Source organism: Desemzia sp. FAM 23988, assembly GCF_045528365.1.
In the GTDB taxonomy this organism is placed as follows: Bacteria; Bacillota; Bacilli; order Lactobacillales; family Carnobacteriaceae; genus Desemzia.
The window spans coordinates 38,791-58,825 of record NZ_JBGQQS010000002.1 but is presented as its reverse complement, the minus strand read 5'-3'; the positions used below and the strand labels follow the sequence as shown (position 1 = coordinate 58,825).

Genomic DNA, 20,035 nt, shown 5'->3' with positions numbered 1-20,035 from the left:
CATCAAGGCAGTTTGCTCCTTGATGTCCAAACACCATTTTTCATCAAGGAAACTTCTTCCTTGATGTTCAACGCTCATTCTTCATCATCATGGTTTACTTCTAGGTACTCTACGCCCCAAATGGATGAATAAACACGAGTTTTGAGTATCAACTCATAAAACTATGAATTATTCAGAACCGACATCACATATTGTAGAACCAAAATAACTTGCTTAAAAGCTAAGAAAAAGAAGCTAGGTTCTATACCTAACTTCCTTCAAAAATCGTTTATTTGTGTTTTTCCAACACTTCTTCAATTTGCTCTTTGCTGTGGTAGCCGATCAATTTATCTACTACTTCGCCATTTTTTTTCACTAGTAATGTTGGGATACTCATAATTCCAAATGAAGCTGGAATTTGAGGGTTTGCGTCTACGTCCATTTTAACAAATTTTACTTCATCGCCGATTTCTTCGTCTAATTCATCTAAGACTGGAGATTGCATACGGCATGGCCCACACCAAGTTGCCCAAAAATCTGTTACTGATAAGCCATCTTTTGTTTCTGTTTCAAAAGTTGCATCTGTTACTGCTTGTACCATAGTTGAATTCCTCCTATAAATTTCCTTACTACATTCACTTAACTTATAAATAGTAAGTTCTAGTTATTCATATTATAACAAACTCTAAAATAAATTTCTACCCTTATGCTCTAATTTTTGAATTCTACAATTGTTGCACCATTTCCACCTTGATTGGCGGGAGCATAACTAAATCCTTTAACCGATGGATGCCGTTTTAAGGCCTCTGTTACACCTTTACGCAATGCTCCGGTGCCTTTCCCGTGGACGATGGTTACTTGCGGGTAATTAGCTAATAGCGCCGAATCCAAGTATTGATCCATTCGGGCTAATGCATTTTCATATCGTTCGCCTCGCAGATCCAATTGAGGAGATACATGACTTTGACTAGCTGATTTTAAGGAGGTCATTTTACGAGCCGGTTCTTTTTCAGGAGCTGTCAATACTAGATCACTTTCATCTAGTTTCATCTTCAACATCCCCATTTGAACAACCCATTGTTTATCGCCAGCTTTTTCAACGATCGTTCCTTTTTGTCCGAATGATTGAACTTTAACGTCATCTCCTGGTTTCAAGGATTGTTTAGCCTTTTCTTTTTTCAAGACTTTGTTCTTGGCTAGTGCTTCTTCGTGTTTTAAATTTGCTAAACGAGTCTTCGCATCAATAAATTCATGTTCTTTTACAGAACCGTCAAATCCGCTTTCCACTTGTTTATTACGCAAGTCAGCAATGACTTTTTCAGCTTCTTCTTGTGCTTCTTCAATGGTTTGATTGGCTTTAAGTCTAGCTTTCTTCACTAATTCATCTCGCTCGTGCCAAAAGTCTTGAACAGCAGTTTTTAGATCTTGTAATAAAGCATCGGCTTCATCGACGTGTTCTCTTACTTCTTGGTATTCCATTTCTGTCATCTTACGGGTATTTTCTAGATCAGCAATCATTTCATTCAGGTTTTGCGTTTCTCCATCAATTAAGTGACGAGCATTTTGAATGATGTCTGGACTCAGACCCAATCGCTTAGAAATCTCAAAAGCATTACTTCTACCAGGAACACCAAACAGCAAACGATATGTTGGACTCAATGTATCTACATCAAATTCCATACTCGCATTGATCGTTTTAGCATGGTTGTATCCATAAACTTTTAATTCCGGATAATGAGAGGTTACCATAACAGAGCTGCCAATTGAACCAATTTGATCTAAAATCGCAATGGCTAAAGCTGCTCCTTCTTGTGGATCCGTCCCAGCGCCTAGTTCGTCTAAAATAATCAAACTCTTATCGTCCATTTTTCTCAATATCGAAACGATATTCGTCATATGAGAAGAAAAAGTACTTAAACTTTGTTCAATGGATTGCTCGTCGCCAATATCCGCGAATACTTCATGAAAAATACCGATTTGACTTTCTTCAGCTGCAGGAATTTGTAACCCTGACTGCCCCATTAATTGAAGTAACCCTAAAGTTTTCAAAATAACGGTCTTCCCACCAGTATTCGGACCGGTAATAACGACAGCTTGATACTCACCCCCAATAAAGATATCATTTGCTACTACAGCATCTTGATCCAACAAAGGATGGCGTGCACTGTATAACTTCACTTCATTTTCTGAATGAATCTCTGGTCTGACTGCCTGGATACTTTTCGCATAACTTGCTTTAGCACCAATAAAGTCTAGCTGAGCAAGCAACTGCATATTATTAGTGATTTCCTTACTGTATGGTGCAATCTCATTAGATAATTCCGCTAAGATGCGATCTACTTCATGTCTTTCTTCTATTTGCAATTGTCGCAAACGGTTGTTTAATTCCACCACTGCTTTCGGCTCAATAAACAAGGTCTGTCCTGTTGAACTTTGATCGTGCACGACACCACCAAAATATCCTCGGTATTCTTGCTTCACAGGAACTACATATCGGTCATTTCGAATAGTAATCAAGGCATCACTTAAGTACTTGGCACTTTTTCCCCGAATAACCGATTCTAATTTTTCACGAACTGCATTCTCCCCTTTTTTGATTCCCGTTCGAATGCCTCTTAGAGCAGTACTAGCATCATCCAAAACATGTCCATCTTCATTCACTGTAGAGCGAATACGTTGATTTAACTGCGGTGTAGTAACAAATTGTTGTGTGATGTCATACAACCGATAAAATTCAATTCCCGTTTCTTCCAAATCATCAAAAAAACGGCGGATCTCAGTCGTTGTCGTCAATATTTTTCCTATTTGGGAAATTTCTACACCGTTCAAGGAAGCACCAATATCCAATCTTTTCAGATGAGGTCGAACATTCTCCAATCTGGGTATCGGCATCCTTCCGCGTAACCGTTCAATCTGCACACCATCAGCTGTTTCATCTTGCCATTGCTGCACCGCTTCCAAAGATTGGGAAGGTTTCAAGTCTAATACTAATTCTTTTCCCAGACTAGAAGATGCATGAAAAGCTAATTCTTGAATGATTTTTTGAAATTCTAATGTTTTTAATATTTTTTGATTCATGTTTTCACCTCGTTTAAGCTGTTTCTTCTCTTTTTGTTCAAAAACAGTCATCCATACGCCAAGAAATCGTTTCTGCTGTATCGAAGAAACGATTTCTTTTTTTCTATCAAATTAGACATCCTATTAAATGATGGTACTTACCCACCAATTGTAAATCTGGTTGGATAGTGCTGGTGTATTCTCCACGATCATTCTTGCTAAAGCACTATTGGCAAATTGTTCTTGGATAAAATCAATAGGAAGCATCGTTAGAACGAACAATACTAAAAAGATACCTACATAAGAAACAATTCCACTCAATACAGCCCCGCCGATTGAATTTGCCTGTTTAACGATAGGCAGGAATTTAACCCCTTGAGCTAAACCACCTATAAAACGTGTTAATAACCAGCCAATAAATAAAATCAGCAAGAAAGATATCCCATGATAAAAGGCCTCATCCAATTGTAATCCTAATGCGCTATTGTAAAACACAAAAGAATCGTTGAGTGACGCTGATGGATAAGGAATCATCAATTGCAAATATTCGCTTAATGCTAGGTAATATTTTCCAGCAAAATAATAAGAGGCTAGAAAACCTAACGAAAGAATCAATTGTAATACCAAACCTCTTCTTGCTCCGCTATATATACCAATCAATAAAAAAACAATGATTCCAATGGTCATCCACATACTTTTTGCTCACCCTTTTATTGTTCGTTCAATTCTTTTTGTTGAACAGTCTCTATTTGTTGTTTAAGAAGTTGCATTTCTTCTTCCATACTCTGCATTTTGATCTGCATCTCGATTTGATCTGAAACCGCATTAACAGCTGCCAACACAGCTCTTCGCTCCGGATCTAATCCTTTAGTTAATTGTTCGATTTGCTTTAATTGTTCATCCAGTGTTTTTTCCACGACTTGCAGATGTTTTACCGAGCGTGCCCCGATAATGGTATACTCTTTGCCTGCTATCGTTGCTTTATACCGTATTTTATCTTTAGACACTGCACACCCTCCTAGTTAAGCACATTTCATTTTATTTTAACATGAAATGAATGTAAAATGTAGGTTTTTGAAAAAAAACCAGGAATTGAAGCATAGCGCTTCTTCCTGGTAATTGAACTTACTATATTTTTGGATTCTAAACGATACAAAGGGGCAATAAATTTATTCACCAGAGTCTAATCGCTTCTGAGCAAAAATCATTTCGATATAGTCTTTTAGCTGGCTCCAATTGCGGTTGTTCGGAGAGTAGGTAACACCGATAACTGGTATGTCTTCGTCTAGTTGCAGTTTGATTTCTGCTACCTCATGATCAGTGACGATTAGTTCAATCCCATCTTCAGGAAAATTTTCCTCGGTTAAAAGAAAACTTTTGAATGTATAAGGGAACCGCACATCAATTATTTCTTTTAAATATCTCTCATGATATAGTCCAAATTGAGAGAGAATAAGCGTATTGATTCTCCTGCGTTTTTTCAAAATTTCAGATGTCAAATTTTCCCAAGTAGAAATGAGAATATAGAAAAAATCAGTAGTATCCGATAAAACGACTCTTCCCCATTTTGTATCTTTAGACTTATGCAGTAACCTTTGGGCTGTTCCCAAAAAACAATCATAAGTCCCTTCATTATTTAAAACACTAAGTTTATTATTACCTACCAGCGAATAGTTTAGTCCTTTAAACTCTAGTTTATAAATATATTGACTAAAGAGACGGTTCTTAAGCTCCTGTTTATTTACTAAAAAAACAGACGCTTCTTTAGATAGCGCTTCCAAAAAAAACTCAATATCATTGTACACACCCAATAATTCAGGGTTAGTTTGTATTGCTTCCTGTTTAAAATTTAAGTAACGGCTTTCCAAAAAAAAGCTGATCATCGTGACATCTGCTATAGTTATCTCAAATGGCAAATGATAGGTAGATTCAAACATAAAGTCTTTTATCCGTTTTGATATTGGAATCATAGTTTGAAAATTTTCTTCGACATGGTATCCTTGCGACAAACGCTCAAAGTAAAGAATAAGCCAAAGAGTGATTTTACTGATCAAAGTAACCGATAGAGAAAGATCCATTTTTTCTTTAAATGCTTTGACCAATTCATAAGCTTCTTTTTTATAGGCGTAATCTAACTTTAGAAAAGAACTTCCGTATTCTTCCCAGAACAATACCCCATAAAAAAATAAAATGTGTTTTTCGCTTCCGCTTATACGAATCGGCTTCTGTTGAATGTCTAGATTATACTTCTTTAGAACAGCTCTTACTTGTTCAATACTTCTTTTAATAGAAGACGTACTCGTATAAAGCGCATCAGCATATTCTTCTAAAGTATGACAAGACTCAGAAAAGAGTAGATTGATAAACTGGACATTTAAACATTCGTGCATAATTTGTTGATAAAAGCTGTCCATATAAAAAGTATCTTGCACAATTAAACGAACACCATTTTGTTTGGAGGTTTCAAAATCTAATTCATTTGAAAAAGAAAGTCGAAAATAGTTGATGTCAGACTTTACTGTACTTTCGGAGCAAGAAAGTTGTTCAGCAATCTTTTCAATTTTCCGCCAATCTTTATTTTGAATCAGACATTCAATCAAATTGAGCCTTCTTAAACTACTTGAATCTAATAATTCACGCAAGATGCTCACCTCATTCAATTAAGTTAAGTTACGTTAGATTTAACATTATTATACCATAACGTGTCTAATTGTAGGTTCAGTTTTCTAACTTCCTAACACAAAAAAACTGCTTATGAGGATAAGCAGTTTTTTTGTGCATAAGATGATGACGTAGAGCGAGGTAGTTTGTCTGCTTCTCCTAGAAAGGAAGCGAAGAGAGGCGTTTGGTTCTTCTGTTGTCTTTTTTATCCTTTGAGATTTTGATAAGTAAAAAAATACTTCCTTAAAGTTGCTATTCATTACTGACTAATTTGTGACAAAAATAAGGCAGCAGAACAACTATTTTAAAGAACTTTACTCTTCAAGAATCAAAATAGATGTTTTTATCATATATGACATTTTTAAACGAATATTTAAAAGTTTTTTTTATATTTATTAAGTCCAATGAATTTACGAGTGGCACAGTGCAGGGCAATTGACAGAGAGTATTGTAGGTAAGAAACCTTTACTTGCAATTCGTCACCCCTTTGCTATATATTAAGTTCACTTTAACAAAAAAACATGAACTTTACTTTTCATTTTGTATACTTTGAAAAGTATATTTTGACCGTTATTTTATCTCCATCTATTTGACATTTGATAAAAAATTTATTTCCATTAAATACTTGTGTCATATGTGATAATTTTTCATCTTAAATAAAAAACTATTTTTGGGTTCTGTCTCGTAAAATAAACTTTTTCTTGTACAGCCTGTTATACTATTAAAAGAAACATTTGGACAACAAACGATTAGTTGTCTTTGAAAAGAAATTTTTATGAAATGAGTGGTAGGATGTCTAACGAAGTGCTTTTAGTATCTAAAACGACACTAAATGAAATGAAAGAATATTACAAAAGTTATTTAAAGCCAAATACACCTCCAGGTAGTCTCTTTGCTGCTAAAAAAGGAGCGGTCAACATTACGGCATACAAATCTGGAAAAGTGTTGTTTCAAGGAAACAACTCTACTAATGAGGTAACGATTTGGAAAGCTAAAGGAGAAATCACCAAGAAGAAACCTAAAGTAAAAAGCGTTGACTCTTCTTTGCCTAACGGCTTTAGTGACTGGTCTGTTTTAGGTAGTGATGAGGTAGGAACCGGCAGCTATTTCGGACCATTGACGGTCGTTGCAGCTTATGTCGATCGCTCTCAGTTTGAACTATTGAGAGAATTGGGCGTGCGTGATTCTAAGGAAATGACGGATAAAGAAATTTGTCGTGTGGCAAAAGATTTGGTTACTTTCTTACCATATAGTTTACTCAATGTAATGCCAGAAAAGTACAATCATATTCAACCAACAATGACTCAAGGAAAAATGAAAGCCGTACTGCATAATCAAGCTTTGCATCACGTGTTAACTAAAATTGCACCTATTACACCTGAAGCGATTTTAATTGATCAGTTCGAACTGCCGACAACTTACTTTAAACACATTCAAGATCAAACTGTCCAAGTAAAAGAAAATGTTTATTTTCAAACAAAAGGCGAAAGTCATCATTTAGCAGTAGCTGCGGCTTCCATCATTGCTCGTTATGCTTTTTTAACTGGTTTAGAGGACCTGACAAAAGAAGCTGGTACAAAAATCCCATCGGGAGCCGGATCCAATGTGGATTTAGTCGCTGCAAAATTATTAAAACGCGGCGGTGTGTCTTTATTGAACAAATATGTTAAACTTCATTTTGCCAATACTGAAAAAGCTAAAAAAATTGCAGGATACAAATAAAATAAAACTAGTAGAACATCCAAAATGGACATTCTACTAGTTTTGTTTTTAGCGTATTTCTGCGTTTAGTTGTTTTGCTAAAGCTGTTTTCACTTCTTCAAAAGCTTTTGTGACTTCTTCTTCCACTAAAGTTGCTTCAGGATTTAGATAAGCTAATGTATAAGCCATTGATTTTTTACCCGTTGCAATATGTTCCCCTTGGTAAAGATCGAACAAACGAACGTGTTGCAAGTATTTTCCGCCTTTTTCCACAATAACATCTGCAATTTGTTGGTTTGTAGTTGTTTCATCCACTAATAACGCAACATCTCTTGTCATACCAGGGTATTTAGGAATCGAACGATAAATTGTCGGTTCTTTTTCTGCTTCAATAACAGCATCAAAATTGATTTCAAAAGCATAAGTCTCATTCAAATCTAGTTCATTTGCTGTTACTGGATGAATTTGACCCATAAAACCAATTTCTTTGCCTTCTAAAGTAATAGCAGCCGTACGACCCGGATGCATCTCAGTGTAATTAGCCTCTTGTACATAATCTATTTTGCCCACTAGTCCATAAGTTAAAAGCAACTCTTCTAGAATTCCTTTAAGAACATAGAAATCAACTTTTTGCCCTTCTTCTTGCCAATCCGTTGCAAGCATTGAGCCAGTCAATACACCGGCTAAATGTTCTTGCTCATGCGGCAATACTTGGCCTGCTTCATGATAGAACACACGACCAGTCTCAAACAAGGCTACATGGTTGTTATTGTGAGATAAATTATATTGGACATCATCCAACAAACCGCTTAACAGATTCATTCTTAATGTGCTGCGTTCTTCACTCATCGGCATGTCCAGTTGTGTAGCTTCGCTTTCGCGCATCATAAAGCGGCTCGCTTTTTCTGGAGTCGTCAATACATAACTAATGGCCTGCGTTAAACCAGATCCTTCTAAAAAGCGTCTGGTATGACGAACTAAGCGTTGTTTTGTAGACAATCCACCAGGAATAGACTCTGTTTTTGGAAGTGTAGAAGGTAGATTATCGTACCCATAGATTCGAGCGATTTCTTCAATCAAATCAGCCTCGATATGAATGTCCCAACGTCTAGGTGGTACTACGACTTCAACGTTGTCTGCCGAGATCGTTACGCTAAAATCGAGTTGTTGGAAAATAGCTTCTACATCTTCAGCAGAAATTTCAGTCCCCAATGAACGATTGATTTTAGTTAACGTAGTAGTCACAACAGCAGCATTTACCTCTACTGTATCTACCGCTGACACGCCAGAAACAACTGTTCCTTCTCCTAATTCTGCCATTAAAGCAGCAGCGTGTTCACTAGCTTGTTGCAACGTTGCCAAGTTGATCCCTTTTTCAAAACGTGAACTGGATTCACTACGTAAATTCAATTCTTTAGCCGTTTTACGGATCGAGATGGGTTCAAATAAAGCCGCTTCTAAAGCTACTGTAACCGTATCGTCTGTAATGTGAGAATCTAGTCCGCCCATCACTCCGGCTAAAGCTACTGGTTTTTCACCATTCGTGATCACAATGTTAGCTGGAGTCAATTTGCGTTCTTCTTCATCTAACGTCACTAATATTTCGTCTTGTTTTGCACGACGAACTAAAATTTCTTTTGATTTTAACTGATCATAGTCAAAAGCATGTAGCGGTTGACCGTATTCCAATAAAATATAGTTTGTGATATCGACAATATTATTTAATGGACGAATACCTGCATTCATTAATTTCGTTTGCAACCACATAGGACTTTCTTTTACTTTTACGTCTTTGATGACTCGAATCGAATAAATTGGCGCATCCTCTTTATTTTCAATCGCTACTGATAGATAATCTTCAGCTTTTTCTGACGCGTCTTCTTTCAATTCTATCGTTTCAAATACAGGTTTTTGATTGTAAACAGCTCCAACTTCGTGAGCAACACCGCGCATACTTAGTGCATCTGCTCTGTTTGCTGTAACAGCCAAATCAAGAATAGCATCATCCATAGCTAAATAAGAGAAAACTTCTTCTCCGGGAACAGCTTCTTCGGGTAAAACATAGATACCGTCTGCGTATTTTTTGGGAATCACTTTGTCTGAGTATCCTAATTCTTCTAGAGAACATACCATACCATTTGAAACTTCTCCGCGCATTTTACTTTTTTTGATTTTTTTATTGCCTGTAATACGAGATCCAGGTAAAGCCACAATGATTTTTTGACCTGCTTCAATATTGGGAGCTCCACAAACAATCTGTGAAAGTTCCTCTTCTCCAATGTCCACTTGGCAAATGTGTAAGTGATCTGAATCAGGATGATCCACTACAGATACTGCATGTCCAACCACGATTTTTTTCAATCCTTCTTGAGGAACGGTCACGTCTTCTACTTCAATTCCAGTACGACTTAACTTATCCGCTAAATTTTCCGGAGTAATCGATTCTAAATTCAAATATTCTGCTAACCATTTATAAGATACGTTCATGTGTCTACTCCTTTACCTTGAATTGATTTAAGAAACGCAAATCATTTTGATAAAAATGACGAATGTCGTCAATTCCATATTTCAGCATAGCTACGCGCTCTGGACCAAGACCAAAAGCAAAACCACTGTATACAGAAGAATCAATTCCTGACATCTCCAACACGTTAGGGTGTACCATCCCGCCACCTAAAATTTCGATCCAACCAGTGTGTTTACATACATTACAGCCGTCTCCTCCACATTTGAAGCAGCTGACATCAACTTCAACAGAAGGTTCTGTAAACGGGAAGTAACTTGGACGCAAACGGATCTCACGATCAGCACCAAATAATTTCTTCGCAAAAAGATCTAATGTTCCTTTCAAATCAGCCATACTGACTTGTTCTGAAACAACTAGTCCTTCAATTTGATGAAATTGGTGAGAGTGAGTCGCATCATCACTGTCTCGACGGAATACTTTCCCAGGACTGACCATTTTTAAGGGTCCATTTGAAAAATCATGTTTATCCATTGTACGAGCTTGTACAGGGGAAGTGTGTGTTCTAAGCAATACTTCATCCGTAATATAGAATGTATCTTGCATGTCTCGAGCTGGATGGTCTTTAGGCAAGTTCATTCGTTCAAAGTTGTAATTGTCTTCTTCAACTTCTGGTCCTTCAATAACTTGATACCCCATGCTAATAAACAAATCTTCGATTTCTTCCATGATTTGTGTCAATACATGGCTTTGTCCTTTAGCAACTTGCTTTCCAGGTAAAGTCACATCGATCGTTTCTTCAAGCAGAGCTTGATGAATCGCTTCTGTTTCTAAAATCGTTTTGCGTTCTTCAATAGCCCCTTGAATAGCATCACGGACCACATTAGCTAAAGCACCTACTATTGGGCGTTCTGAAGGATCAAGATCCTTCATACCTCTGAGTACTTCTGTAATAGGACCTTTTTTACCAAGATACGCTACGCGAACTTGATCTAAAGACTTTAAATCAGCAGCTGATTCAACCTTGTTTAACACTTCAAGTTGCAGCGTTTCAAGTTTCGTTTTTAATTCCATTTTTCTACTCCTATCCAATTATCATTTTTGAACACACAAAAAGCCCCATCCCTATAAAAGGGACGAGGCTTAGATTCGCGGTACCACCCTAGTTTAAGTCAAATAGACTTACACTCAATTGCATAACGGCGCATACCGGAACTTTTTTCATTACGTTAGTGTAAATTCCAAAGTCAACTCAGGAAGTGAACTTCATTCGACTGTTTTTACAAATGCTTCCAGCCAACGGCATTTGCTCTCTTAAAAAAACTGTTCAAATTACTCTTTTCCGTCATCGTTTCTGTGAACTATTCAATTCTCATTTAGTTTAACCGAATCCAAGTGAATCCGTCAAGCTTATTTAGGGGTTATTTGCATTCTTCGGGAGCGATCCATTGATCTGCCCAAAGCTGAACTTCATTCATAACGCCTCTAAAAGCAGTTCCTTTTTCCGTCAATGTATATGCAACACGCATTGTAGCATCTGGATCAACCGTACGCATAACGATGCCTTCTTTTTCCAATTCTTTTAAGCGTTCTACTAATACTCGATCACTTACTTCTGGAATAGCTGAAGCAATATCTTTAAAACGGCGAGGTCCATCTAGTAATACATCGATGATAAGGCCTATCCATTTTTTCCCTAAAAATGAAAAAGTCCGTTCAAATTTAGGACAAATCATTTTCTGTTTAGACTCGCAGATTACAGTATTTTGATTTTCTTTTTTAACAGTTATCATCCTATTTCACCTCTTTTTCCTATAGTATAGCACATTTCATTATTAAAAGTAAGTAGATTTCCGTCAATTTGACTATTTCTCATTAAAAAAACCCACTTAATTATCTCATTAAATGGGGGAACGAACCTACTTTATTGAGATACATTTACTGGTTTCAAGCGCGTCCAAACATTTTTAGCTTTATGTCGTAAATTGGTTTTAAGCAGCTGTGGCAAAGGAGTTAACACTTCTTTGGTCGCACAATACTTATCTACTATTGTTACTACATAACTTTCTTTGAACTTAGGTAACTGACGTATGCAAGCAGGAGATGCCAACCACATATGTTTTACAATAATATCGCACTCTAGGTCGGTTAATTCTGTCAATAATTGAGCATTTTTCAGAGCCACATGGGGATGGTAAGAGGCATGTGAATACCCTGAATAGCTTGAAGCAAAGGTTTCTCGATCTTCATGGAAAAAGTCATGAAGCAAACCTGCACGTGCTATAGCTCGACAATTTAAATTCAATCTTTTAGCAATTTTGTAACTCGTATAAGAGACACTGATTGAATGTTCTAATCTCGTTGAAAAATGATGATGTGTTATGGTCTTTAAACTTTGTACTTCTTCGCATTGAATTAAGTCTTCAATTAAAGCCACATAATCAGAATCTAATTTCCAGCTAGCCTGTGTCATTCAAGAACTTCCTTTATCAAATTAGTATGATGCTTTATTTATGTTGTGTCTTATCATACAGCGTTTAAGTATAAAATAAAAGCGTATTTCATTGAATTCATCATTTCTTACTATAGACTTAACATTTTTGTCATAATCTGTATCAAGTTTACCTCAGCTTTTGAATCATTAGCAGTCTCTCTTTTTTTTTAGAACTGCACGAGGCACTCCACATTGCTACTGAGCTTGCTTTGTGAAACAAAGCTTAGCGAATTGGTACAAAGCGAATGCAATGAGACTTTGCCTCAGTTTATAGTTTCTATTTTCTGGCCGTATCTACCAAGCGGCCTCCGCAGCTTATAAGCTGAACATTAGAATTCCGGCTGCTACTGCTACGTTTAGAGATTCTGCTTGTCCAGTGATAGGGATGTATAGATTTTTGGTAGTTTGTTTTAATAGTTCTTTATCCATACCGTTGCCTTCATTTCCCATCACAAGACCATAAATCTCGGGAGCATTGATTTCACGGTAAGAAGCTGCATCTTCGTTCAGCTCTGTTCCGTAAATCGGGAAATGATGAGATTTAAACAAGACAAACCACTCATTCAAATCACCTTCGTAGACCGGAAAATGAAAATGTCCTCCTTGAGTTGAACGCAACACCTTACTATTGTATAAATCTACCGTACCTTTTCCTAATACTACTCCTCCATAACCTGCAGCATCAGCTGTTCGGATCATCGTACCAACATTTCCAGGATCTTGAACATTATCTAAAAGTAAATAAGGTTTTGTAAAATTTGCTGGCGTACCAGGCATTTCTTTTTCAACAATAGCAAATACGCCCTGTGGTGATTCAGTATCACTTAAATAATCCACTATTTCTTTTGAAATCATGACTACCTTCTCTTGGGGATATTTTTCAAATAGTGTCTCTTTTACTTGTTCAGATACTAAAAATTCTTGGATAGGAGCATTGTGCTCCATCGCTTCTGCTATTAGATGGAAGCCTTCAATCAAATAAACTCCTGTTAATTCTCTTCCTTTTTTTGTATGGAGCTTTTTCCATTTTTTCACTCGATCATTCTTCTTAGATAAAATTCTTTCCATTTTATAAATACCTCTCTTCATTTGCATAGAGTTAGTGTACTAAAAAAAGGTGTGGAACAAAAGTCCCACACCAATTATTCTATTTATTTTTGTTGTACTTTACGTTCTATAAATTACATTCCAAGATATGGTGCTGGATCTGTACGTACTCCATTTTTGTATACTTCAAAATGTAAATGGATTCCTGTTGATCCACCAGAAGTACCCATAGTTCCTACTTGTTGTCCTTGAGAAACTTTTTGTCCAACACTTACACGTAAACTACCTGGTTGCATATGTGCATACAGCGTTTCAATTCCATTACCGTGGTCAATTTTCACGTACCAGCCCCATGAACTATGGTACTGAGCTCTCACTACTGTACCACCTTTTGAAGCTACGATTGGGCCACCGCCGCCAAAGTCCATTCCGCCATGTAATTTATTGACATGTTCGATCGGGTGGAAACGATATCCGTAGGGAGAAGTTGTGTATCCATTAGACGGACGAATGAAGCCAGAACTTGATGTTGTAGAACTTGAACTAGATGAAGAAGAACTACTTGAACTAGACGAGCTGCTTGATTCGCTTGAAGAACTGCTTGAGCTAGATGAACTACTTGATGTAGTAGCCACTTTGCTTGCTTCAGCTTCTTTTGCTGCTGCAGCTGCTTCTTCAGCCGCTTTACGTTCTCTGGCCTCTAATTCTTGACGTTCTTTTTCTTCACGAGCTTTTTGCTCAGCAATGATACGATCTTGTTCAGCTTTCATTTCTACACTTAAAGTACTTGTTTTAGCTGCGATAACTTCTTGCTCTTTCACAAAAGCATTTTTTTGTTCTTCAGTCATATCATAATTAGCAGCTACTTGGATAATTTTTTTATCCAACTCATCTTTTTGAGCCACTAACGTATTGCGGTTCATTTCAATTTCACCTTTTAGTGTTTCGATAGCGACACGTTCGGCTTCAGCTTCAGCTTCTTTAGCTTCTAAGGCTTTTTGATCTTCAATTTGAGCTACAACGATTTCTTGGTTGGCATCTACTAATTCGTTGACCACTCCAACGCGGCCTAACAAATCTGAAAGACTTTCAGCAGAAATAACGATGTCTAACAAATTAGCAGAGTTTCCATCTGTTTGTACTGCTCTAGCTTGGTTATCAATTTTTTCTTGTCTTTGTGCAATCAATACTTTTAATTCTTCAATTTCTTTTTGCAATTGTGCAACTTTTTCTTCTGCTGCTTTCAATTTCTTTTCTTGTTCATTTAATTCACGAACAACTTGATCGATATCTTTTTGTAAGTTAACGACATCAGTTTCTAAAGCAGACTTTTCCTCTGCTAAAGTTTTTAAAGTTTCTTCTTGTACGTTGATGTTGTTTTGGATATTTTGATTTTCTTGTTCTAACTGTTCTTTTTCTTGACGCATGTCTTCTAAAGTATCAGCCGCTGCTTCAGTCGGCATAACCAATGGACTGACTAACATAGATGCTGCAAGTAAACCAGTAAGTAATTTCTTTTTCAATTTATTTCCTCCATATGATCAATTCGCTTTTAGTAAAATTCAGTTGTGTTATATTTAGTAAATTTTTTATTGTTTTTTCGCTAAGAAAAATATAGCATACAAAAAAACATTCTAAGATTTTAGTTGTGTAACAAAACGCAAGCAATATTACAGAATGATTACCGCAAACGTTTTCATCGTTTTCCACCACTCCTAAACGTCTATTTAACAGTAATTGTTCAAATTTCATTCAATTTTACTTTTGTATTTTAAAGCGTTTTCAAATACGTTCGTTTTACTGATTTATCAAGACTAAACTTGTTATTTATTAAAGAAATCTTTAGAATTCAGTTGTTATTTTGTAAAAGTTTTAACTAAAAATAAGACAAAAAGTGTTCAAACATTACGTTATGTATTTTAATCAAAATCTCATTTAATTTCTTTCTTCTAAAAAAAACCTGTTTTTTTCTACTTTCATAAAACTAGTCTTAAAAAAACCACTCATTTTGAGTGGTTTTTTTAGGACTAGTTTTTTTCTATTCATACCGAACAACAGGTTTTCTTGCAGCAGTTACTTCATCTAATCTTTTTACGGATGTATGATGAGGTGCTTCTGTAACTAATTCAGGCGTCTCATTTACTTCTTTAGCGATTTGAATCATTGCATCTGCAAATTTATCTAAGGTTTCTTTTGATTCCGTTTCTGTTGGTTCGATCATTAAACACTCTTCTACAATCAAAGGGAAATAAATCGTTGGTGCATAATATCCAAAGTCCAGCAATCGTTTAGCAATATCTAATGTACGAACGCCTAATTTCTTTTGTCGATTCCCAGATAATACAAATTCATGTTTGCATACTTGCTTGTAAGGAGAATCATAATAAGGCTCTAGGCGCTTGCGCAAATAATTTGCGTGAAGTACGGCACTTTCGGAAGCTTTTCTTAATCCACTGGCTCCCATGGTACGTATATACGTGTAGGCGCGTACGTTGACACCAAAATTGCCAAAATAGCCTTTGATTCTACCAATAGATAATGGATAGTCTGAGTTTAATTCGAATCCATTAGTTGTTTTTTCAATTCTCGGAACAGGCAGATAAGATTCTAAATAAGCTTTTACACCTACTGGACCCGATCCTGGACCGCCTCCTCCATGAGGTGTACTGAACGATTTGTGCAAGTTTAAATGAACAATATCGAATCCCATAGCACCAGGTGATGTAATTCCCATGATGGCATTCAAATTAGCGCCGTCGTAGTACAGTAATCCGCCCACTTCATGAACAATATCTGCTATTTCAAGAATATCTTTTTCGAAAATACCTAAAGTATTCGGATTGGTCAGCATCAATCCAGCTGTATCCTCTCCGACTTCTTTTTTCAAGGCAGTCAGATCAACTGTTCCATCTTCATTTGAAGGAATCTCCACGACATCAAAACCTGCGATTACAGCACTTGCTGGATTGGTCCCATGAGCTGAATCAGGAACAAGTATTTTTCGTCGTTTGTCCAGATCGCCAGTTTTTTCATGATAGGCTTTAATGATCATCAGACCTGCCCACTCACCTTGTGCGCCTGCTGCTGGTTGCAAGGAAATAGCATCCATGCCAGATACGACTTTTAAATCTTCTTGGAGTTCGTACATCAATTGGAAAGCACCTTGAAGAGTTCTAGTCGGCTGAAGAGGATGGATAGAGGCAAATCCACTATAACGAGCAACATCTTCATTGATTTTCGGATTGTATTTCATCGTACATGAGCCAAGTGGATAAAAGCCATTGTCTATACCGAAGTTTTTATTAGACAGAGCCGTATAATGTCTCATCAATTGAGGCTCTGAAATTTCCGGCAATTCGGCAGCTTCCTCACGCAAAAAGTTTTTTGAGAACTTTTCTGCTAACGAAATAAGCGGAACATCACTTTTTGGCAAACTATAAGCTGTTCTTCCTGGTTGACTGATTTCAAATAAGATATCCGTGTAATCATTCATGAGTTAATTCCTCCAGTACAGAAACCAAATCATCGATCTCTTCTTTGGTTCGTTGATCGGTCACACAAAGAAGCATCGTATTCTCCATTTCATAATCAGGTTCCAAGTCATAACCGCCAATAATCCCTTTATCCAAAAGCAAGCTGTTTACTTCTGAAACAGGACGGTTTAATTTCACTGCAAATTCATTGAAGAAAGGAGATTGGTTATAAATGCTAAAGCCTTTATTTTTTAATTGGTTCGCTAAGTAATCAGCTTTGTCCACATTTAATTGCGCCATTTCTTGGATTCCCTCTTTACCTAAAGCAGCCATACACACTGCTGAAGCCAAGGCATTTAAAGCTTGATTGGAACTCATATTCGAAGTCGCTTTTTCACGACGAATGTGTTGCTCACGCGTCTGTAAGGTCATGACAAATCCACGTTTGCCTTCGTTATCCGTGGTTTGTCCGATAATCCGACCCGGAATTTTGCGCAGATGTTTTTTGTTTACAGTAAAATAACCGCAATGTGGTCCGCCAGCTGACATAGTCAATCCTAATGGCTGCATATCTCCTACCACGATATCTGCACCTAATTTCCCAGGAGCTTCCAATACTCCTAAAGCTAATGGATTAGCCATTACAATGAAAAGGGCTTTTTGAGCAGCTGCCAGTTCTTTTATAGCTTTCAAGTCTTCCACAGAGCCTAAAAAATTCGGGTATTGAACAACAACTGCTGCCGTATGTTCATCAATCTTTTCTCTTAGATAAGTAAGATCTGTAACGTCTTTCTTCAATGGAAGTTCTACTAGTTCAAATTCTCGGCCTTTTGAGATGGCTTCTAAAACTTCTCTCCCTTGAGGATGAACTCCTTTAGAGACCAGAATTTTAGAACGTTTTGTAGTGGTTACGGCCAAATTGGCTGCTTCTCCTAAAGAAGTAAACCCATCGTATAAGGAAGAATTAGCAGCTTCCATACCCGTCAATTCTGTGATCATCGTTTGAAACTCAAATATAGCTTGTAATTCTCCTTGACTGACCTCGGGCTGATATGGAGTATAAGCCGTATAAAATTCAGAACGAGAGATAACATGGTCTACTACACTAGGAATGTAGTGATCGTACGTTCCTGCTCCTAAAAAAACAGCCGCATCATCTGTACTGACATTTTTAGCTGCTAGTTGACGCATGTGAGTCGTTAAAGCCGATTCTGAAAGAGTCTCGGGAAGAGTGAACTCTTCTCTCAACCGAATAGTTTCTGGAATATCTTGAAACAACTCTTCAATAGAATGAATTTCCAACGTTTCCATCATTTCAGCTGTGTCTTGCTCCGTATCTGGTAGATAGCGAAATTCATTTGTCACATTATTGACCTTCTTCCTCTTTTAATTCCTTCACATAAGCTTCATAAGCTTCTTGATTCATCAATTGAGTCAATTCATCTGCATCCTCAACTTGAATTTCTGCTAACCAGCCATTTTCATATGGTGATTCATTCACCAATTCAGGACTGTCTTCTAATTCGTCATTCACCTTAATGATCGTTCCCGTTAGAGGCGTAAAAATCTCCGAAGCTGATTTTACAGACTCCACAGTAGCGATTTCTTCTTCGACTGAAACAGCAGAATCTAATTCGGGAACTTCTACAAAAACGATATCTCCTAATTGTTCTGTAGCATATTGGGTAATTCCCATCCGAGCAATATTTCCTTCAAGAACTAGTACCCATTCGTGGTCTTTTGTAAAATACAAATTATTTTGATTGTTTGTCATGTTGCAACTTCCTTCCTTGTATAAAGTTTTATGGTCGTTTGTAAAAAGGTGTAGCGATGATTTGAGCAGCGATTTTTTTCTTTCTCACCCCAACATACACTGTAGTTTCTAGTGCAGTATAATCATTTTGGATCAAAACTAACCCAATACTTTTCTTTAAAGTCGGTGATTTAGTCCCTGATGTGACGACCCCAATTTCTGTTCCGTCTTCTGAGTAAACAGGATAACCTTCACGTGCAATACCTTTGTCCAAAAGCTCAATTCCTCTGATTCTTCTCTTCAAGCCCTCACTGCGCTGAGCAGCTAATTTTTCTTGACCGATAAAAGAAGCCGTTTTCTTCGTTTTCACAGCAAATCCAATCCCACCCTCTAAAGGAGTGATGTCATCAGATAATTCGTGTCCGTATAAAGACAAGCCTGCTTCTAATCTTAACGTATCCCTTGCACCAAGTCCGCATGGTCTAAGTCCGTATTCTGCACCGACTTTCAACAAAGAGTCCCATAGTTTTTCGATTTGATTCGCTGCTGTGTACAACTCAAAGCCATCTTCACCAGTGTATCCTGTTCTGGCTATCAGAATGTTGGAAATGTCGGCCACCTTTTCACTTGGTAGAAAGTGATACGATTGAATCGTACTCAAGTCTGCCGTTGTTAATTTACTCAGAATCGTTTCAGCTGTCGGCCCTTGAAGCGCCAGCAGCCCCATTTTGGCAGAAAGATCTTTGAGAGAGACATTGTCTTCTAAGTGTTGATGCATCCATTCCCATACTTTATCTTTGTTTGCCGCATTGGGTGTCATAAGATATTTTTCCTCAGACAGCTTGAAGATGATCAAGTCATCAATAGTCCCTCCGTCTGGATGGCATATTGCGTTGTATTGAGCTTGATTTATCTGGATAGAAGCTACATTATTGGTCAGTAAATGATTCAAGCAAGCTGTCGCATGTGTTCCTTCAATCAAGATTTCTCCCATATGAGACACGTCAAATAATCCAGCTTTTGTACGTACGGCTTCGTGTTCTTCTATAATACCGGTGAATTGAACTGGAAGCGACCAACCACCAAAGTCGATTAATTTTACGTTATTTTTTTTATAATAGTCATATAACGGTGTTTTATTTAAATTAGATTGCTCCGACATTTTATTCCCCCTAACTTTCTGATCACACTTTTTTATTCCTTATCTACATTATAAAAGATTCCGCTACCATTGTCTTTCTTTATTCAAGAAATAATTTTTCGAGAGTGGAGCAAAGTGTATAGCTCGTCGGTTACGAGAAGGGTCCCACTAGTTAGATGCTTTTCCTGTCAGTTTGAATTCAGCTGAAATTTTTTTATTACTGCACAAAAAAAGCTGAGATAATCGTTCTACCTCAGTCTTTTCT

Annotated in this window: 16 protein-coding genes and 1 other annotated feature; of the genes, 1 reads left to right on the top strand and 15 read right to left on the bottom strand. The window is 37.1% G+C overall.

Annotated features, from left to right (window positions below; all coding sequences use genetic code 11):
- Positions 1 to 268 precede the first annotated feature (268 nt).
- The 5 genes from trxA to ACEN4L_RS01710 all read right to left on the bottom strand — a co-directional run bounded on the left by trxA (position 269) and on the right by ACEN4L_RS01710 (position 5,678).
- The gene (gene trxA / locus ACEN4L_RS01730; protein WP_407095627.1) at positions 269 to 580 is read right to left on the bottom strand and encodes a thioredoxin; all 312 of its coding nucleotides are present in this window, start codon (positions 578 to 580) and stop codon (positions 269 to 271) included.
- A 110-nt stretch (positions 581 to 690) separates the two neighbouring features.
- A complete protein-coding gene (locus ACEN4L_RS01725) occupies positions 691 to 3,057 on the bottom strand; it encodes an endonuclease MutS2 (RefSeq protein ID WP_407095626.1) in 2,367 nt (788 codons plus the stop codon).
- 123 nt (positions 3,058 to 3,180) lie between these two features.
- Complete coding sequence (locus ACEN4L_RS01720) at positions 3,181 to 3,729, bottom strand: CvpA family protein (RefSeq protein ID WP_407095625.1); 549 nt, start codon at positions 3,727 to 3,729, stop codon at positions 3,181 to 3,183.
- A 17-nt stretch (positions 3,730 to 3,746) separates the two neighbouring features.
- Positions 3,747 to 4,043 carry a cell division protein ZapA gene (locus ACEN4L_RS01715; RefSeq protein ID WP_407095624.1) on the bottom strand — a complete coding sequence of 99 codons (297 nt, stop codon included), beginning with the start codon at positions 4,041 to 4,043 and terminating at the stop codon, positions 3,747 to 3,749.
- A 162-nt stretch (positions 4,044 to 4,205) separates the two neighbouring features.
- Positions 4,206 to 5,678, bottom strand: a complete 1,473-nt coding sequence (locus tag ACEN4L_RS01710; protein ID WP_407095623.1) for a helix-turn-helix domain-containing protein — start codon at positions 5,676 to 5,678, stop codon at positions 4,206 to 4,208.
- Between the two features lie 811 nt (positions 5,679 to 6,489).
- Between ACEN4L_RS01710 and rnhC the strand changes: the two genes are divergently transcribed.
- Positions 6,490 to 7,419 (top strand): ribonuclease HIII, encoded by a 930-nt coding sequence (rnhC, locus tag ACEN4L_RS01705; protein WP_407095622.1) that lies wholly within the window; start codon positions 6,490 to 6,492, stop codon positions 7,417 to 7,419.
- Positions 7,420 to 7,467: 48 nt separating this feature from the next.
- Here the strand turns inward: rnhC and pheT are convergent, their stop codons facing one another.
- From pheT to gcvT, 10 genes are all read right to left on the bottom strand, one after another.
- On the bottom strand, positions 7,468 to 9,885 hold the full coding sequence (pheT, locus tag ACEN4L_RS01700; RefSeq protein ID WP_407095621.1) for a phenylalanine--tRNA ligase subunit beta: 2,418 nt from the start codon (positions 9,883 to 9,885) through the stop codon (positions 7,468 to 7,470).
- A 4-nt stretch (positions 9,886 to 9,889) separates the two neighbouring features.
- Entirely contained in the window at positions 9,890 to 10,936 is a 1,047-nt protein-coding gene (pheS, locus tag ACEN4L_RS01695; RefSeq protein WP_407095620.1) for a phenylalanine--tRNA ligase subunit alpha, read from the bottom strand.
- A gap of 55 nt (positions 10,937 to 10,991) precedes the next feature.
- Positions 10,992 to 11,220: a binding site (T-box leader), on the bottom strand.
- Between the two features lie 63 nt (positions 11,221 to 11,283).
- On the bottom strand, positions 11,284 to 11,655 hold the full coding sequence (locus ACEN4L_RS01690; RefSeq protein WP_407095619.1) for a winged helix-turn-helix transcriptional regulator: 372 nt from the start codon (positions 11,653 to 11,655) through the stop codon (positions 11,284 to 11,286).
- 131 nt (positions 11,656 to 11,786) lie between these two features.
- Positions 11,787 to 12,335 carry an HD domain-containing protein gene (locus ACEN4L_RS01685; RefSeq protein WP_407095618.1) on the bottom strand — a complete coding sequence of 183 codons (549 nt, stop codon included), beginning with the start codon at positions 12,333 to 12,335 and terminating at the stop codon, positions 11,787 to 11,789.
- 336 nt (positions 12,336 to 12,671) lie between these two features.
- Positions 12,672 to 13,424, bottom strand: coding sequence for a TrmH family RNA methyltransferase (locus ACEN4L_RS01680; protein ID WP_407095617.1), 753 nt, complete (start codon positions 13,422 to 13,424; stop codon positions 12,672 to 12,674).
- 113 nt (positions 13,425 to 13,537) lie between these two features.
- Positions 13,538 to 14,926 (bottom strand): peptidoglycan DD-metalloendopeptidase family protein, encoded by a 1,389-nt coding sequence (locus tag ACEN4L_RS01675; RefSeq protein ID WP_407095616.1) that lies wholly within the window; start codon positions 14,924 to 14,926, stop codon positions 13,538 to 13,540.
- A gap of 515 nt (positions 14,927 to 15,441) precedes the next feature.
- Positions 15,442 to 16,896 (bottom strand): aminomethyl-transferring glycine dehydrogenase subunit GcvPB, encoded by a 1,455-nt coding sequence (gene gcvPB, locus ACEN4L_RS01670; protein ID WP_407095615.1) that lies wholly within the window; start codon positions 16,894 to 16,896, stop codon positions 15,442 to 15,444.
- A complete protein-coding gene (gcvPA, locus tag ACEN4L_RS01665) occupies positions 16,889 to 18,241 on the bottom strand; it encodes an aminomethyl-transferring glycine dehydrogenase subunit GcvPA (protein ID WP_407095614.1) in 1,353 nt (450 codons plus the stop codon). The genes gcvPB and gcvPA overlap by 8 nt, the downstream gene beginning before the upstream one ends.
- 1 nt (position 18,242) lies before the next feature.
- Complete coding sequence (gene gcvH, locus ACEN4L_RS01660) at positions 18,243 to 18,650, bottom strand: glycine cleavage system protein GcvH (RefSeq protein WP_407095613.1); 408 nt, start codon at positions 18,648 to 18,650, stop codon at positions 18,243 to 18,245.
- A gap of 28 nt (positions 18,651 to 18,678) precedes the next feature.
- Positions 18,679 to 19,791 carry a glycine cleavage system aminomethyltransferase GcvT gene (gcvT, locus tag ACEN4L_RS01655; protein WP_407095611.1) on the bottom strand — a complete coding sequence of 371 codons (1,113 nt, stop codon included), beginning with the start codon at positions 19,789 to 19,791 and terminating at the stop codon, positions 18,679 to 18,681.
- Positions 19,792 to 20,035: the final 244 nt, after the last annotated feature.

Coding starts and splice junctions, on each gene's coding strand:
- trxA (WP_407095627.1), bottom strand. CDS start 580: ATGGTACAAGCAGTAACAGATGCAACTTTTGAAACAGAAACAAAAGAT.
- ACEN4L_RS01725 (WP_407095626.1), bottom strand. CDS start 3,057: ATGAATCAAAAAATATTAAAAACATTAGAATTTCAAAAAATCATTCAA.
- ACEN4L_RS01720 (WP_407095625.1), bottom strand. CDS start 3,729: ATGTGGATGACCATTGGAATCATTGTTTTTTTATTGATTGGTATATAT.
- rnhC (WP_407095622.1), top strand. CDS start 6,490: ATGTCTAACGAAGTGCTTTTAGTATCTAAAACGACACTAAATGAAATG.
- pheT (WP_407095621.1), bottom strand. CDS start 9,885: ATGAACGTATCTTATAAATGGTTAGCAGAATATTTGAATTTAGAATCG.
- pheS (WP_407095620.1), bottom strand. CDS start 10,936: ATGGAATTAAAAACGAAACTTGAAACGCTGCAACTTGAAGTGTTAAAC.
- ACEN4L_RS01690 (WP_407095619.1), bottom strand. CDS start 11,655: ATGATAACTGTTAAAAAAGAAAATCAAAATACTGTAATCTGCGAGTCT.
- ACEN4L_RS01685 (WP_407095618.1), bottom strand. CDS start 12,335: ATGACACAGGCTAGCTGGAAATTAGATTCTGATTATGTGGCTTTAATT.
- ACEN4L_RS01680 (WP_407095617.1), bottom strand. CDS start 13,424: ATGGAAAGAATTTTATCTAAGAAGAATGATCGAGTGAAAAAATGGAAA.
- gcvPB (WP_407095615.1), bottom strand. CDS start 16,896: ATGAATGATTACACGGATATCTTATTTGAAATCAGTCAACCAGGAAGA.
- gcvH (WP_407095613.1), bottom strand. CDS start 18,650: ATGACAAACAATCAAAATAATTTGTATTTTACAAAAGACCACGAATGG.
- gcvT (WP_407095611.1), bottom strand. CDS start 19,791: ATGTCGGAGCAATCTAATTTAAATAAAACACCGTTATATGACTATTAT.